General features: G+C 49.6%; 16 protein-coding genes and 1 pseudogene. 2 read left to right on the top strand and 15 right to left on the bottom strand.

Annotated features, from left to right (window positions below):
* Positions 1 to 64 precede the first annotated feature (64 nt).
* Positions 65 to 346 (bottom strand): hypothetical protein, encoded by a 282-nt coding sequence (locus M979_RS04820; protein WP_064553946.1) that lies wholly within the window; start codon positions 344 to 346, stop codon positions 65 to 67.
* A gap of 813 nt (positions 347 to 1,159) precedes the next feature.
* Here M979_RS04820 and iraP point away from each other — a divergent pair.
* Together iraP and M979_RS04810 are read left to right on the top strand one after the other, a co-directional pair.
* Complete coding sequence (iraP, locus tag M979_RS04815) at positions 1,160 to 1,495, top strand: anti-adapter protein IraP (RefSeq protein ID WP_064553945.1); 336 nt, start codon at positions 1,160 to 1,162, stop codon at positions 1,493 to 1,495.
* A 65-nt stretch (positions 1,496 to 1,560) separates the two neighbouring features.
* Positions 1,561 to 2,082, top strand: a complete 522-nt coding sequence (locus M979_RS04810; protein WP_064553944.1) for a GNAT family N-acetyltransferase — start codon at positions 1,561 to 1,563, stop codon at positions 2,080 to 2,082.
* A 100-nt stretch (positions 2,083 to 2,182) separates the two neighbouring features.
* Here the strand turns inward: M979_RS04810 and M979_RS23500 are convergent, their stop codons facing one another.
* The 14 genes and pseudogenes from M979_RS23500 to eutJ form a co-directional block, all read right to left on the bottom strand.
* Positions 2,183 to 2,344 carry a hypothetical protein gene (locus M979_RS23500; RefSeq protein WP_167350265.1) on the bottom strand — a complete coding sequence of 54 codons (162 nt, stop codon included), beginning with the start codon at positions 2,342 to 2,344 and terminating at the stop codon, positions 2,183 to 2,185.
* Positions 2,345 to 2,526: 182 nt separating this feature from the next.
* Positions 2,527 to 3,027 (bottom strand): GlcG/HbpS family heme-binding protein, encoded by a 501-nt coding sequence (locus M979_RS04805; protein WP_034455926.1) that lies wholly within the window; start codon positions 3,025 to 3,027, stop codon positions 2,527 to 2,529.
* Between the two features lie 102 nt (positions 3,028 to 3,129).
* Entirely contained in the window at positions 3,130 to 3,744 is a 615-nt protein-coding gene (locus M979_RS04800; RefSeq protein WP_064553943.1) for a response regulator transcription factor, read from the bottom strand.
* Positions 3,744 to 5,057 (bottom strand): sensor histidine kinase, encoded by a 1,314-nt coding sequence (locus tag M979_RS04795; RefSeq protein WP_064553942.1) that lies wholly within the window; start codon positions 5,055 to 5,057, stop codon positions 3,744 to 3,746. The genes M979_RS04800 and M979_RS04795 overlap by 1 nt, the downstream gene beginning before the upstream one ends.
* Before the next feature lie 35 nt (positions 5,058 to 5,092).
* Positions 5,093 to 5,518: a nucleoside triphosphatase NudI gene (gene nudI, locus M979_RS04790; RefSeq protein ID WP_064553941.1), complete on the bottom strand. Its 426-nt coding sequence runs from the start codon at positions 5,516 to 5,518 to the stop codon at positions 5,093 to 5,095.
* A 185-nt stretch (positions 5,519 to 5,703) separates the two neighbouring features.
* On the bottom strand, positions 5,704 to 6,756 hold the full coding sequence (eutR, locus tag M979_RS04785; RefSeq protein WP_064553940.1) for an HTH-type transcriptional regulator EutR: 1,053 nt from the start codon (positions 6,754 to 6,756) through the stop codon (positions 5,704 to 5,706).
* Positions 6,757 to 6,774: 18 nt separating this feature from the next.
* Positions 6,775 to 7,248 (bottom strand): ethanolamine utilization microcompartment protein EutK, encoded by a 474-nt coding sequence (gene eutK, locus M979_RS04780; RefSeq protein WP_064553939.1) that lies wholly within the window; start codon positions 7,246 to 7,248, stop codon positions 6,775 to 6,777.
* Positions 7,249 to 7,255: 7 nt separating this feature from the next.
* Positions 7,256 to 7,915 carry an ethanolamine utilization microcompartment protein EutL gene (gene eutL, locus M979_RS04775; RefSeq protein WP_064553938.1) on the bottom strand — a complete coding sequence of 220 codons (660 nt, stop codon included), beginning with the start codon at positions 7,913 to 7,915 and terminating at the stop codon, positions 7,256 to 7,258.
* A gap of 13 nt (positions 7,916 to 7,928) precedes the next feature.
* A pseudogene (gene eutC, locus M979_RS04770) lies at positions 7,929 to 8,702 on the bottom strand (ethanolamine ammonia-lyase subunit EutC); the annotation flags it as partial.
* 139 nt (positions 8,703 to 8,841) lie between these two features.
* Positions 8,842 to 10,203: an ethanolamine ammonia-lyase subunit EutB gene (locus M979_RS04765; protein ID WP_064553936.1), complete on the bottom strand. Its 1,362-nt coding sequence runs from the start codon at positions 10,201 to 10,203 to the stop codon at positions 8,842 to 8,844.
* 12 nt (positions 10,204 to 10,215) lie between these two features.
* Positions 10,216 to 11,613, bottom strand: a complete 1,398-nt coding sequence (eutA, locus tag M979_RS04760) for an ethanolamine ammonia-lyase reactivating factor EutA (protein WP_064553935.1) — start codon at positions 11,611 to 11,613, stop codon at positions 10,216 to 10,218.
* Positions 11,610 to 12,854 (bottom strand): ethanolamine utilization protein EutH, encoded by a 1,245-nt coding sequence (eutH, locus tag M979_RS04755; RefSeq protein ID WP_064553934.1) that lies wholly within the window; start codon positions 12,852 to 12,854, stop codon positions 11,610 to 11,612. Before eutH ends, eutA begins: the two co-directional genes overlap by 4 nt.
* Positions 12,855 to 12,900: 46 nt before the next feature.
* Positions 12,901 to 14,088 (bottom strand): iron-containing alcohol dehydrogenase, encoded by a 1,188-nt coding sequence (locus tag M979_RS04750; protein WP_064553933.1) that lies wholly within the window; start codon positions 14,086 to 14,088, stop codon positions 12,901 to 12,903.
* On the bottom strand, positions 14,078 to 14,917 hold the full coding sequence (eutJ, locus tag M979_RS04745; RefSeq protein ID WP_064553932.1) for an ethanolamine utilization protein EutJ: 840 nt from the start codon (positions 14,915 to 14,917) through the stop codon (positions 14,078 to 14,080). Before eutJ ends, M979_RS04750 begins: the two co-directional genes overlap by 11 nt.
* Positions 14,918 to 14,929: the final 12 nt, after the last annotated feature.

Genomic DNA, 14,929 nt, shown 5'->3' with positions numbered 1-14,929 from the left:
ACAGAATGTAAAAAAGCCCCGCGATACGAGGCTAAAAATAATAATGGTCAAAATAAGTACTACCTTAACCGTTAAGAAGCATTTTTGTAATGTCACACCTTGTTAATGGTTCCGAAATGCGCGAGATATCAAACTCCTCAACATTTTCGAATTTTTTATGATTTGCACCATTCATAGCGGTAACAGAATTATCTATATGAATAAGTTGATAGTTAGGACGGATACCTTTCCCCGTAAGACCTAATCTCACAGCAAGGACATCGTTCTTATCAAGCATCCCCAATAGAGTCTGGACATAATCCTTTGGCAATGTAGCTACATTTCCATCCCACGTGTTGTCACTCATTTTCAATCCTTAGGTTAATGGTTCATGTTAAGATAAGGCGACAACAACCAATCAAATTTTAAGATTTGGGAGGATAATATTTAAGAAAATTATTTACTCTTTTCAAGTTTTAGGGTCTAACCTCGATTAGGTATTTTTTGGAAAAAATATCATTTCAATCCATAAATTTCATAATTAGAGTTCTTCACGTTCCCTTCCATAAAACGCACCAACAGGAAATGGTAACGAATCCAAATTTTCGCATTTAGATTGAAATAAATTTTTAAATCCACCTAAAATAATTTCACATAGAATTAATATCGTTCTGATCTATTCAGGATAGTAAACCCACCAGTAGGGCTCATTCAATAAGCATATCTGTCGAGAGGGCTCATTCAATAAGCATATCTGTCGAGCGGTGTGACTAAAGCGCTCTTCTTCCGACTCAACACTAATAGGCCAACGCCCGAACTGCAGTGCTGTTTTGATTATCGTCCCGGGAACCTGCAGCATATCAACTGACTTTTCGCATGGATGCTTACGATGGCTACAACTGGCGGAAATGGCTTAGTTTAAGCATAAATAAGAGAACACGATCCATTCCAATCAGAACACACTTGCGTTTGTTGGTCACTATCTCTTGGCACTAATCATTCGTTCATTGTGAGCCTGTTGGGTGATGAAGATATGAAAATTGTATACACCGTTGGCTCAAAATAGATGCTTGTTCAATCCGGAAGTGGTGCGCAGTCACAACTTAGGCTATTTTCATTTTCATCAAACAAACCTCACCCTTATGTTGTTAAGGGCTTATCTGACTAAAAAGGAGCTTTCATGAAAAACTTAATACTGGGTGTGATAGCAAAAATTTCAAAAATGGATGCTGAAGCCAAGCAACTGGCGGCAAAAGTCGAAGCTCAGTCTTTGCTTATAGGGGCACTGTTACTGACCATTGGCAAAAATGGCGGTATGAATGAAATGCTTGAAAACGTCAGAAAGGCAATCAATGCTGCTTTGGATGCGGCTGATACTCCCCTGAAGAGTGACGCTGAGATACTTTTAAATGAATTCAATAATCTTCTTTTGTTAACGCAGCTGCTGGAAACAAACGATGCTGACATTGATCTTGATACTCTGAGAAGTAAACCTGGCGAAACGGCTGCTGAGTAAGTTGACTCCAGGCTGGAAGTTACACTTTCAGCCCTTTACTCAGAATTTCGATAAAAGATAAATTGATGACAAATATTGAAACCGAAAGATTAATTTTACGTCCTCAGGCCATCGCAGATTTTGGCGTGTGGTATCCGATGTATGCTGACCCACAAATTTTCCAGGTAACAAATTCTCCTGGATTTACACCGGAAGAAGGATGGAATCGTATTTTGAGAAATATCGGGCACTGGTCAACGTTTGGATTCGGGATATTTTCCATCTTCCAAAAATCTGATGGTGCTTTTTTAGGGGAAACGGGGCTGGCTAATTTTCACCGAGGTATTGATGAAGAGTTTGATAACTGCGCCGAAGCATCATGGGTTATTTCACGCGCAGCCCAGGGCCGAGGGATTGCAAAGGAAGCTGCCGAAGCCGCACACCATTGGTATGTTGATTCATTTTCGCCCCCCAAAACCGTTTGCCTTATTGTGAAACATCACCCGGCCTCAATTCGCGTAGCTGAATATCTGGGTTATCGTATTTATGATGAGTGCTTATATAAGGGTGCGGAGTGCTTCAAGCTTGAACGCTTGTGCGAAAAATAATCAGTTATTCAGATGCCATTAACATCATCAGCATTCCTCTTCTTACTCAATACAGCCAGAAGAGGAATTGCTTAATCCGCTTTTACAATTTGTTTAAATCTTAATAACCTGCAGCTTTGTTAGCCGCTTTAATGCGCTTATCTCTTGCGTCTTTTTCATTTTTATCAGTAGCCTGCATTATTCCACCAGCAGCATCTACCCAATCACTCGCTGTGCATCCGGATAATGTCAGACTCAATATAAGCGTGAATATATACTTCATTTTAGCTCCCTTATTTCCCATCAATGTATAAAAAACGTCCGTGTAATACGCAAAGTATTTGACGCTGAATACATTATTTTGACAAAAAATTTCAACATGGGCAAAGGGGGGATGTTTTCACGACTCTTTTTGTCCGTGACGCTGCCGGTCGAAATACACCTGCAACGTCACGAAAACCTTTATCAGGAAGCGTTAAGAGCAGCCTTATTTGCTTCAAGTGCGTCAACCGCACATTGCTGATCCAAATGGCCGCCCGGCGCACCGCCAATCCCAATAGCGCCGATGGTTTGATTATCCACTTTCACCGGTATCCCGCCGCCCAATAATAAGAAACCAGGGATATCGCGCATATTCTGCGCACCGGCATTATCCTGTGCACTCTTCATAACATCGCCGGTGGTATTTTTGGTGGTCAGCGCGGTATAGGCCTTCATGCGGCTGGCTTCAACGGTGTGTGGACCAGCGTTATCCATACGTTTAACGATTTTCACAACACCGGCACGGTCAACAACAGTTACCGCGACATTGTAGTTTTTGGCACTACAGGCCTGAATAGCGCTCTGTGCGAGTTTATCTGCAAACTCGAGAGAGAGATTTTTTTCGTTCAGAACATTGCTTGCAAATGCAGGCATTGCCGCGGCAGTGCTGAACAGAGCAGCGGCTAACAGGATGGATTTTTTCATGGTTTCTTCCCTCAACTCGATTGTGATTAACTAACGAGAGTTAAGGTAGCGATCTCAGTTGCGCAAAACCATTCGGATGAATACCAGGCAAACCAGGTAATTTTACGTAGTGCCTTTCAGCCCGCCGTAGATTTTTATTAACTTCGCCAACGAGTTGATTTCTAGCCGCGCAAACAAACTTGCGCGATGCGCCTCCACGGTTCGTGGCGACAACGATAGATCACGAGCCATCTCTTTGTTTGATTTTCCCTGCATGATAAGCACCATCACCTCTTGCTCACGGGCAGAAAGCGTCGCCAGTTTGGCCTGCAACTCGGCCTGATTTTTACGCTGTTGTTGGTTCTGTTTTTGTTGCTCAAGTGCAGCACTCACCGTTTCAATCAACAGGTCGGCATCAATGGGTTTTGTCAAAAATTCAAACGCACCATTTTTAAATGCACGACGGCAGAGATCGATACTGCCATGTCCGGTCATCATGATAACCGGCAAAGTGCAGCCCATTTGCTCCCAGTTCTCAAGCAGTGTGATGCCTGACTTTCCGGGCATACGAATATCCAGCAATAAACAGCCGTTAAGAGCGGCCTGGTCAGGATGTGATGCCTGAAAACTGTGTACACTCTCAAAGGAAAGTGTTTCCCACCCCATAGTAGCGAGCAGTGCCGTTAACGAAAAACGTATCGCTTCATCGTCATCAATAAGATAGATACGTTGCGCCATCACGCCTCCTGTTGTGTGAGAGGGAAAGTCAGGGTAAAGCATGCACCGCCGTTGGGGCTATTTTCCGCCTGAATACTGCCGTTCAGGCGCTGCACTAGCGTTTCGGTCAACGCCATGCCCAACCCAAGTCCATCTTTACGGGTGGTAAAGAAAGGCATAAATACCTGTTCTAAGGCCTGTTCGGTCAAACCAGGTCCACCGTCAGTGACTGTTAACACGATGTCATTCCCGGTTTGGCGAGCATTGATTGCCACCCAGGCTTTGTCCGTCTGCTGCTGCGCCTGAATGGCGTTATTGAGCAGGTTATGGAATATCTGCTCAATACCGAGTGGTGATGCCATAAATGGGGGGAATGATTCAGGGATTTGGTTTATTACCGTGACTTTTCCACGTTCAATCTCATTACCCAAAAGCACCGCCACCCTCTCCCAAGTGTTGTGCAAATCTACCGGTTGTAATGTTTGTTCATCACTGTGCAATTTCTCCCGAAACTCCAACAGCAATGCGCTAATACGCTTAGTTTGTATAACCGAGGCTTCCAGCAGCGGCTGGGCTTTTTCAGCCTGCTGTTGTGCGATAAGGCGCTGCGCAGTTTGCGAATAGCTCAAAATGGCCGTAAGCGGTTGATTCAGCTCATGCATCATACCCGCAGCAATTTCCCCCATCGCATTAAGCCGTGCGAGCTCTGAAAAGTGGGCGCGCAAATCAGCGATATTGCGCTGGCGTTTCGTCATCTGATACTGATTATATAAATAGATAGCTATTGCCCAGAAAACCCCCATTAACAGCAGAACTAACCAGGGTAAATTTCGCCAGTCTGGATTATTCGTTACCACCAGATTAAGGGGTTGCGATGGGCTGATTATCTGTTTTTCCCAGCGCCACCAATCATCATGCCCTTCCGCTCCTTGAGTGAGAAGTGCAACTCCCTGCCAGCTCAGACTAAAGTGATGAAATTTCTGTGTATGCGCAAAATCAGTAAGCAGCGTTGGCAAATCAATCAGTAACGAACCCTGAGGTGAATTTATCCAATAAGTGCCGGCACGTGCGGGATTAATATCCGGGCGCGGAGGGTCATGAGGCTGAGTTTGCCAGCGCAAAATATAGGGGAATTTATGCTGCACCACAGCGGGGTCGCTACTGTTCGAAAGTAGCGCGAGAATGACATCGTTTTGCGCAAGCTTAACCGTGATATCGCGATACAAAATACGGAACTCCGCGCTTTGTTCTTGATACTGCTGATACAGGGCATAGACAACCACGCCGCCACCAGACAGCGCGGTGAGAATCAGCCAGATGAGAGCTCTTAGCATCGCGTTCCTTATTATGGGGAGAGGTTAAGCAGGATTCAGATCCACCCTTTTTTACTAAAGGTGATTTTGGTCGCTTCGTTCAAATCGTAGTTGCCAAGTTCAGCAGGTTTAACCCAGGCGACTTCCTGAAACTCTTCGTTAAACGTGACATGGCGGTTAGCGCTCACGCAGTCAAATAGCAGATAAATCATGTAAATTTCTTCTTTTGAACCATCCGCGTACGTCTTCACTCGCACATCGTCGGCAAAGGTCCACGGCTTAATGCTGCTTATCTGAAGTTCTGCGCCCAGCTCCTCACAAATTTCTCGTCGCAGCGCCTCTTCCATTTGTTCACCCGGCTCCATTCCACCGCCTGATAACGCCCATTGTCCAGGAAAAACCCCGCGATCGTTCGCCATCTTACACAGCAACACCTCGCCATTATTTTCAATGATTGGGCAGACGATAACTCGTTGACGCATACGACCTCCTGTTGTCATTAATTTTGCTGACGTTAGCAAAAATCGGATGCACAATCTCTGATTCAGATCCTGGAGAAAAATCGTAGCATTCCTTCGGGCTCATCGTTGAAGATATTACGGATGCACGAACATAATCCGCAATGATTAATGAGCTGGTGGCAATGTAATAAAATAACCGCGCTCTTTCACTGCCATTCACGTCCGCGTAAATGTAACGTCTCAGAAGGTTTTTCAAGGAATAAGCGTTGATAATCGGTAGCGAACTGTCCGAGATGCCAGAAGCCCCAATGCATCGCGGCATCTTTCACAGTGTCCCAGGTTGACCATGGGCTTATCAATTCCCGGCGTACTGCATTTAAGCGGAGTGTTTTAAGCCAGGCATTTGGACCGATGCCCAGCACGGCGTGAAAACCATTTTGTAAGGTGCGGCGGCTAACGTGTAGTTCATTACACAGTTCAAGAACCGTTACCGGTTCCGATGTGCGGCTTAGCACGCAGTCGCGCGCCTGTGACACCAGGCGCTGATAGCTAATTTTACGAGACATCAACTCAGAAGCTACCGGTTGAGCGCTTTCAAGCAGTTCACTCATACCCGACAGCAAATTATGCGTAAGCACCCGACGCACGTTTTCGTTACGCATACATTCAGGGGAGTGGCTACCATACGCAAGCGCTTGATTGATAAAGGACCATATTGCTTCTTTTTTCTTCTGGCATACATCCAGCGCCGAGTTATTTTGCAAAAGATCAAACAAAGTTTCGGGTTGATGAAACAGCCCTGCATTGCTAAATAACACATCGTTGGCAATCACCACACCAAGAATGGTGTATTCATCTGGCGTACTGAGTTCAAACTCAGTTCCACCAGGGCGGGCCGCGATCTCTTCTTTTCCCAACAATTGAGTTCCGATAAACCCTTTATCAGCATTTATGGCCGGAATGCCAAACCAAAAAGCATTCGGCCACACCATACATGATTGGCGCAACGCAAGGTTGGTGTACTCCCGGAACATTTGGATGTCATCAAACAACATCTCAGTCAGTTCCCCCTGAAAGTGCCCGGGCTGAAGCTGATCGTAGAGTTGTTGCCACGCCGTAATGGTACAAGCATGTTCATAGACATCTTTTGTCACGCGCTGATGGACGCTCTCTTCTTCAATCAGAGGCGTCACCTTTTCGTCCCGCGTATACTCAGTTTTACGCAGATGATGTAAGTCAGCATTCATTTTCTTACTCATATGCGGCTCCTTGCGTCACTACTCAGATTTCAGACGATAACGGCTGCTACGCTTGCGCAGTTTCCCGTCATGAAATAAAGCCTCAAGTTGTGTTCTGGCTTCTTCAATCGACCAGTTAAAATGTGCAGCAACTTCACCTGCTGTCATGCCGTGGCCCTGTGTTTGTAATACCTCAAGCAACGCTTGTGATGCCTGCGTTTTGACGCCCGAAAGCTTGCGGCCAAAACTGCAAACCAACCGTTCAATGTCTTCATCGGGGCGGCCCAGTTCCTTGCGGCTAATGACACGCCCGGTGCGAGTTGCAGCGGCTGCCCCCGCATCCAGGGCAGCACGACACGCGGCGAGATCTCCTTCAACAACCAGCGTCACCATTCCAGGATTCAATACTTCGTGGTTTAATAAGCGCACATTCGCAGCCTTTAGCATGGCATCTGCCGCGTCAATCCCCGCCACAAGGCCGTACACTTCGAGCAACCCGAGAGAGTTCATCATTTACCCCCTATGCACGCTGAATAGGATTACGCGCGATATCAAGCACGGCGTCACTAAAAGCATTGCACGCAGCTTTACACGCGGCCTGGCTGCCCGTCAGGAATGCTGCCGAGTAGTTGGTTTCCGATGGTGGTGGCACATAAGTCACGATACGTACATCGGCAGATTTCAACGCAGCATCAATGCCAAATGTCGCTTCCAGCGGGGGCGCAACCACATAAGCCATTGGGTCACCCAGCAAAATCCCGGCTGTTGTAGAAAGATACGACCCCGTGCGAGAGATCAAATGCGCCAAAAATGCCGTGTCTTCTGCGTCGTTAGCCCACTGAAAAGCTGGGCCTTGCTCGATAGTTGCCAACATTGAATCCAGACCCGCTCGCACTTCCGCAGGGTTTGGCCCGCCCAGCATAATCAGCACTTCTCCAGCCGTAGGTGACGGGCCATGTGCCGCCCCCGCATATAACGAACGCCCAAAGACCACTTCAACTTGTGCCTGTTTAGTGGCTTCGTCAGCGGCGATATAAGTGACATCATCAGAATCGGCGGTAATCAAACCCAGACTGCGAATATGGGAAGGCAATTTCAGTTCGCGGGCGAATCCTTCGCTAATGTTTGCGATAACCCGCATCGCTTTCACATTCGGTTTAATCAAATCTAAAGTTGGCATGGTAACGCTCCCTTTAACGACTCAAATTGATGCCCGACGCTTTTTGCGCCAGCATTCGTTTTGCAAGATCAACAATCACGGCAGCCGCTTCTACTGGCGGAGTGCCACCCTGGTGAATATTTGAGATACAGGTGCGGTCAGCTTCTACCGTAGTAGCAGTTTTTGGCGAGTACACCGCGTAACACGAAAGACTTTCTGATTGCCCAAGCCCTGGACGTTCGCCCACCAGCAAAATCACGACCTTCGCATCCAACAACTCACCGATTTGGTCTTCAATCTTCACGCGCCCGTAGCGCACAAAGAACGGAGTGCCGACATGCAGCCCTGATTGCTCCAGCCCTTGCAGCAGTGGGGGTAAAATCTCACCGTAGTTGGCGGTGATCGCATCGGTTGAAAGGCCGTCAGAAATGACAACCTGAACGTCCGGGTTCTGTTTGCAGCTGGTACGCAGTAATTCGATGGAGTTAGCACTCAGGCGACGCCCCAAATCCGGGCGAGTGAGGTAGAGATTTTTGTCGCTGATTTCTGATTGCAGCTCCAGTAATCCCTGCTGCTGCACCCATTCGGCAGGCACTTCTTTGAGAACGGTATCTTTCGAACGTGAATGGTCAGCCAAAAAGCGCAGCAAAGCCTGAGTGCGAGGACGCGGCCCAGCACGCCCGGTGCAAACGCGAGCAACCGTGCTGCGGCGTAATTCCTCAAGCACATCGGCGCGATGCGGATTCTGCACACCAATCCACATTTTGGCTTCATTAGAGCCTAAATCGACGCTACAACTCTCTTCTGTAATTTGAGGTACGGTTGGCATGACAGGAGAGACCGCAACCGTGGGTTGTACTGCGATTGCTGGTTTTTCCATATTGGCCAGAATGCTGCGTACAATTTCTTCAATCTGTTTTTGATCCATGATGATTTCCCTGATGATTTCAGAAGAACAGCGACGGGTCGCCCGCACGTGACGTTAAACGACCATTAGCCATCAGCCCCATTGTTTCCAGCCAGGCTTCAAACTCCGGTGACGGTCGCAGATTCAATAACTGGCGCACGGTGACCGTGTCATGAAATGCCGTGGTCTGATAATTGAGCATGATGTCGTCGCCAAGCGGCATACCCATGATGTAGTTACACCCGGCGGTCGCCAGCAGGATCATCAGGTTTTCATTTAGGTTTTGGTCCGCATCGGCGTGGTTGGTGTAGCAACAATCGCAGCCCATAGAAATGCCGCTGAGTTTGCCCATAAAGTGGTCTTCCAGACCTGCGCGGATAATTTGGCGATCGTTATAGAGATATTCCGGTCCGATGAACCCCACCACGGTATTCACGATGAAAGGGTCGTAATGGCGAGCCAGGCCGTAGTTTCGCGCTTCCATGGTGACCTGATCTGCGCCAAAATGAGCCCCGGCAGACAATGCCGATCCCTGCCCGGTTTCGAAGTACAGGCAGTTTTCTCCGGCGATACGATTAAACTCAGCCCCCACAGCACGGGCTTCGTCCAGCATCGCAAGCTCAACGCCAAACTCTTTAAGCCCCTTCTCGCTGCCACAAATACTCTGGAAGATAAGTCCGCCGGGTGCGCCGCGTTTGATGGCTTCAATTTGCGTGGTGACGTGAGCCAGTACGCAGCCTTGCGTCGGAATAGAATACTTGTCGATGACGCTATAGATGGTATCGAGAACACGGGTCAGGTTACCCACATCATCTGTTACCGGATTCACGCCAATAACCGCATCGCCCACGCCGAAGCACAACCCTTCATAAATTTGCGCTTCAATACTACGTACATCGTCGCGCGTGTCGTTCGGCTGCAAACGGGCGCTGAAGGTGCCCGGTAAGCCAATGGTAGTATTGGCTTTTTTAATCACTGGCATTTTCTTGCCACCGTAGACTAAGTCCGCGTTGGAACAAATTTTAGCGACTGCCGCTACAACTTCAGAGCTAATGCCTTTACGCAAAAAGGCAATATCATCGACGCTGGTTTCATCACTGAGGATGTACTCGCGTAGCTCGCTAATGCTCCAGTTTTTAATCCGCGCATAGGACGTTTCGTTGATATCATCCTGAATAATTCGCGTCACACAGTCATCTTCATAAGCGATAACGGGATTCATGCGGATATCGGCAACCGTCATTTCAGACAGCACTTGTTTAGCCGCCACACGCTCCTGCGAACTATGTGCGGCAACACCAGCCAACACATCGCCGGAGCGTAATTCATTGGCTTTCGCCAGTACTTCTTTAACATCCTTGAACTGATAAACTTGCCCAAACAGCGTGGTTTTTAGTTTCATTGTGTCGATCCCTCAGGAAGGAAAGGCGAGTGATTTGATAGTTACCGGGACAACCGATCCGTCAAACAACGGCAAACCAATGTCGATGTAATCGCCAGTACGGGTGACCACTTCGTCGATCACCGCCACTTTTCGCTGCCCCATTTGTGGATAAAGCAGCATCCCCAGCGCTTTACCCAAATCTTGCTCTGCCACGACAATCAGCGGCTGCACACTGGGAAAGTGTTGGATGAAAATTTTCAACGTATTAATGATTTGTTGTACGGTCGCGTAGCTGGTTGAATATTCGGGAGGCACCGCTAGCGCGTAGCAATCTTGCGTCGGATTAAGATCCATCAGCCCAAGCCCCTGCTGCCAGCCCTGCGCCAGATCATCATTTTCTAAGGCATGAACTACAGGAATATTGCGTAATGGCAACGACAGCTCATCGATCCAGATGGTGCTACCTGAAAGCGAGAGCGTGTGCGCACCAGCACCAATTACGGTGGCGCGTACAGTTTGTTCGGGGACTCGCAGCGGCAGCGTGGTAAATCCGGCATGGCGATGGATCGCCTGGGCCAGAAGCGGGCCAATATCACCGAAGCCAAACGGGGTTTCTGGCGGCTGGCGATAGCATTCTCCCACCCCACCAGAAAGCGTAATCACATCAGCAGGCTTACCCACCGGCAGCGCATCCGTCATTAACAGACGCTGGGCCAGCGGTGAAATTTCGCCAGTGATCACTTCGTAAAGCAGTTGCGCCATACGGTCTGCAACAATTTCAAGCTGCTCGGGGGGCAGCGTATGTTTGCCTTCACCAAACAGCTCGTCAGCAATCAACTGCCCTGGTCGATGAATAAACGTAACGTAGCCATGGGTATCGGTTTCAAACAGTCGTCCACCCACATTCAGGCAGGCCGAAGCCACCACCTTGCCACCTTCAAACAGCACGTAATTCGCCGTGCCACCACCGATATCAATATTAATGACCCGATTTAACTGGCGCAGGGATAACGCCTGTGCGCCGGAGCCATAACCTGCAATAACTGATTCAAGATGTGGTCCTGCGGTGGCAACAACAAAATCACCAAGCTGTTGGGAAAGTGCCATTACCGCGGGTCTTGCGTTGCGAGTTTTGGCCGTTTCACCGGTAATAATAATCGCCCCTGAATCAATGGATTCAGGGGCGATACCTGCAGCCTGATACTGCGCGAGAATCAGGCTTAACAGCTCGGCTTCGCGCAAATGCCCATCGACGTCCACTGGAGTAAAAAAGACCGGGCTTTGCCAGGTAATTTCACGTTTCACGAACTCATAGCGCGGCACCTGCGAAATAGCAGCCCGGTTCACCAATGCCAGACAGGAGAAAATCACCTGTGTAGTGGTGGTTCCGACGTCAATGCCAACGCTAAGCAGTTCGCGAATTTTCACGATTGCGCCTCCACAGATTCAGCCATAACCTGGGTGCTTTCTTCTTTCGGCACCAGCATCATCGCAACACCTATCGCCGTGACACCCCCGACAAGCTTGCCGACAATCATCGGGAAGATCATCGGTGACATATTGGCCGCAGCGAAGCCCAGATGGTCGCCGAGAGCGAAAGCCGCTGACACTGCGAAAGCACAGTTGATGACTTTGCCGCGCGCATCCATGTTCTTCATCATGCCGTACATCGGGATATTGTTAGCCAGTGTTGCCACCATGCCGCCCGCAGCAATATTATTGATTTTCAGTAAATTGCCGACACGCATTAACGGTTTATCAAACCAGCGAGTGAGCAGCAGCACCATCGGATATGCGCCAAGCAGTACACAAGAAATTGAGCCAATCACTTCAATGGCGCGCATCACTTCGCCGGGTTTGTCCCCTTCACTCATAAAGATAGGATCAAGTCCGGGGATAATCGTCCAGCCCACGAGGAATTTCACCACCGCGGCGGCAAGGCCAACGGTAATAATCGCAACAAGAATTTTGGCGAAGATCTGAAAACCGTTAATCATTTTTTCCGGGATGAATTTCAGCCCAAGCGCCACCAGAACCGCGACAATCAACACCGGGATCATGTTGAGCAGAATCAGGCTTATGGTAAATTCAATCGGCTGCCCATTTACTTCCACGCCGGAATACATCGCCACCAGGCCGCCCGCAATACAACCAATAGGGATCGTGACAATTCCCGCCAGCACGCCCAACGCCAGATAACGACGGTCAGAAGGTTCGATAATCCCCAGCGCTACGGGGATCGAAAACACGATGGTTGGCCCCATCATGGAACCGAGGATAAGCCCAGAGTAAAGCCAGGCGGCAACATCGCCTCCAGCCAGTTCTTTAGCGAGGAAAAAACCGCCCATATCGCAGGCGAGTAAGGTTCCGGCAAACATCGACGGGTTGGCACCAAGCATTTCATAGACCGGGATAATCACGGGGCCGAGCAAATAAGCCAGAACCGGTGCCAGCGCCGTCATCCCGACCATCGCTAATCCCAGCGCTCCCATAGCCATAAAACCTTCTTCAAACTGGCCACCTGAACCGGAGATACTTTTCCCAAGTTTGCCAAGACCGATAAAACCAAGGATTTTTTCTGAGCCGCCAAACTGAGTAAAAATGCGGTCAACGGCGGCAATCAGCATAAAAATTATCATGATGTACATGATAATGTCGTTAATACCCATTTCCCTTCTCCTTCATCGCCTGCAAGCAAGCGGGTGTGATATCCGTTCAGGCGTCCTGATACAGCGTAATAATCTGGGCTTCCGTCACAGTGCGTGGATTGGTGGTAATGCAAATGTCGCTCAACGCCGCGCGGGCAAAATTGGCAAAGTCGGTTTCGCAACCACCTGCGGCGCGTAATCCAATGCCTGGTTCAAGTTCATTAATAAAGTGTTCTACGAAAGCGATTGTTTCGCTTGCCGTACACGATTTACCCGTCAGTGCGTGGCCTATTTCGCCATAGGCGCTTTTACAAACCAGCTGGTTAAACTTCATCACCGAAGGAAGCATGATGGCGTTAGCCTTGCCATGGGGAATGCCATAGGCCGCACCAATCTGGTGTGCAGTGGCATGACACAAACCAAGACCCGCGTTAGAAAAAGCCATTCCCGCCATGTAAGACGCGAGCATCATGGCTTCGCGAGCCTCCAGGTTTTGCCCCTGCCCGACCGCCTGCGGTAATGCCTGCCCGATACTGTGGATGGCGCGAAACGCAAGTCCGCGCGTCAACGGCGTGCCATTGCTTGCCACATAAGCTTCAATGGCATGGGTTAAAGCATCAATTCCCGTGGCGGCGGTAATATGCGGCGGAACACCCAGCGTCAGACACGCATCAATGATCGCTAAGTCCGGGATTAACATGGCATGAACCAGCACCTGTTTACGGTGCGTGTTTGCCGCGATAATCACCGCTACATTGGTCGCTTCCGAACCTGTGCCTGATGTGGTGGGGATCGCGATAAATGGCAGGCGGCGATTTAATGCCGTTCCGGCTACTAAATTGTCGAGGGCCAACGCAGGATTGGTGGCAATCACCGCCACCACTTTTGCGGCATCCAGAACCGAACCACCACCCAGCGCGACGATGCCGTCGCACTGACAACGGCTAATTTGTTCAACCGCGGCACCGATGTCGCTGTCAATTGGTTCGCCCGGTGGGCAAGACCAGATTTCATATGCGATGCCGCTGTGCTTCAGATTACGTTCCAGAACATCCGTCATTCCGGCACGATGCAACATGCCATCAACCATCACCAAAGGGTGTTGAATGCCGCGCTCACGTAACGCCTCACCACAGCGTGCCACTGCACCCGGCCCCATAAAGGTGGTGGGCGGTACAGCAAATTCATGCACATTACGGGCGTTCATCATGTCCAGCGCCTGATATAGCGCGGATTGCATTTGTTCACTGTGCATGTGCGCCCTCCGTTTGTGTCATACCGCAAACGGCGATTGCCAGCGGCGTCATGAAAATAGAGTGCGGCGGCAGCATTACGGTTTTTTCAGGGAAATGCTGACGGAAAAGCCCTTCCACACCGGGCTGCATACAAGAGCCACCCGCCAACCAAAGCTGTTCAACGTCGTAGCCTTCAATATGGCGAGCGACAATGTCTGCCATTTTTTCGTACACCGGACGAACCACCGGCCAGAGACTGGCATCGCCGCAACGCTTCATCTGTTCAGCGTCTTCCAGTGCAATACACTGATTACCCGCAAGCGTGAGGGAGATATGGTGCCCGCCAGTGGCTTCATCGCCGGAGTAAATCACGCGCCCTTGTACAACCACCGCAATGCCCGTTGTACCACCGCCAATATCCACCACCGCCGCTTTGTCCAGTTGCAGCATATCGGCAACGGCTGTCGGTTCATCCAGCACACGGCTGACTTCCAGCCCCGCAGATTCCAGCACATTGACTGAAATTCGCGGGTCGGTGCCGGGAGGGAATGACGTTGCGGCATGGCTAAAACGAAAACCTAACTGCTGCTCGAGTCGGTCGAGGTGGAGGCGCACAATTTGTACCGCACCGAAGAAATCCCATACCACGCCGTCACGCACCACATCGGCCCAGTCGAGGCAAACGGCAACGGGTTGGCAGTCGCTGTCAACAACCAACGACACCACATCGCATGTGCCAAGATCGATACCCAGCCACAGCGGTTGTTGCGCCACATTGGGTTGCCCATTGCACAACAAAGACGCGTTACATAAACGTTCATTGAGCCAGGTCTGTTCCGTGCGAGCCATTGACTACTCTCC

Source organism: Buttiauxella noackiae ATCC 51607, assembly GCF_001654865.1.
Taxonomy (GTDB): domain Bacteria; phylum Pseudomonadota; class Gammaproteobacteria; order Enterobacterales; family Enterobacteriaceae; genus Buttiauxella; species Buttiauxella noackiae.
The sequence above is the reverse complement of the archived record's forward strand: the minus strand, read 5'-3'. Positions and strand labels throughout refer to the sequence as shown.

What these genes read in the sequence shown, in the direction of transcription:
- M979_RS04820 (WP_064553946.1), bottom strand. Translation starts at nt 346, where the DNA reads ATGAGTGACAACACGTGGGATGGAAATGTAGCTACATTGCCAAAGGAT.
- eutJ (WP_064553932.1), bottom strand. Translation starts at nt 14,917, where the DNA reads ATGGCTCGCACGGAACAGACCTGGCTCAATGAACGTTTATGTAACGCG.
- M979_RS04805 (WP_034455926.1), bottom strand. Translation starts at nt 3,027, where the DNA reads ATGAAAAAATCCATCCTGTTAGCCGCTGCTCTGTTCAGCACTGCCGCG.
- eutR (WP_064553940.1), bottom strand. Translation starts at nt 6,756, where the DNA reads ATGAGTAAGAAAATGAATGCTGACTTACATCATCTGCGTAAAACTGAG.
- nudI (WP_064553941.1), bottom strand. Translation starts at nt 5,518, where the DNA reads ATGCGTCAACGAGTTATCGTCTGCCCAATCATTGAAAATAATGGCGAG.
- M979_RS04800 (WP_064553943.1), bottom strand. Translation starts at nt 3,744, where the DNA reads ATGGCGCAACGTATCTATCTTATTGATGACGATGAAGCGATACGTTTT.
- eutL (WP_064553938.1), bottom strand. Translation starts at nt 7,915, where the DNA reads ATGCCAACTTTAGATTTGATTAAACCGAATGTGAAAGCGATGCGGGTT.
- iraP (WP_064553945.1), top strand. Translation starts at nt 1,160, where the DNA reads ATGAAAAACTTAATACTGGGTGTGATAGCAAAAATTTCAAAAATGGAT.
- M979_RS23500 (WP_167350265.1), bottom strand. Translation starts at nt 2,344, where the DNA reads ATGAAGTATATATTCACGCTTATATTGAGTCTGACATTATCCGGATGC.
- M979_RS04810 (WP_064553944.1), top strand. Translation starts at nt 1,561, where the DNA reads ATGACAAATATTGAAACCGAAAGATTAATTTTACGTCCTCAGGCCATC.
- eutH (WP_064553934.1), bottom strand. Translation starts at nt 12,854, where the DNA reads ATGGGTATTAACGACATTATCATGTACATCATGATAATTTTTATGCTG.
- M979_RS04750 (WP_064553933.1), bottom strand. Translation starts at nt 14,088, where the DNA reads ATGCACAGTGAACAAATGCAATCCGCGCTATATCAGGCGCTGGACATG.
- eutK (WP_064553939.1), bottom strand. Translation starts at nt 7,248, where the DNA reads ATGATGAACTCTCTCGGGTTGCTCGAAGTGTACGGCCTTGTGGCGGGG.
- M979_RS04795 (WP_064553942.1), bottom strand. Translation starts at nt 5,057, where the DNA reads ATGCTAAGAGCTCTCATCTGGCTGATTCTCACCGCGCTGTCTGGTGGC.
- M979_RS04765 (WP_064553936.1), bottom strand. Translation starts at nt 10,203, where the DNA reads ATGAAACTAAAAACCACGCTGTTTGGGCAAGTTTATCAGTTCAAGGAT.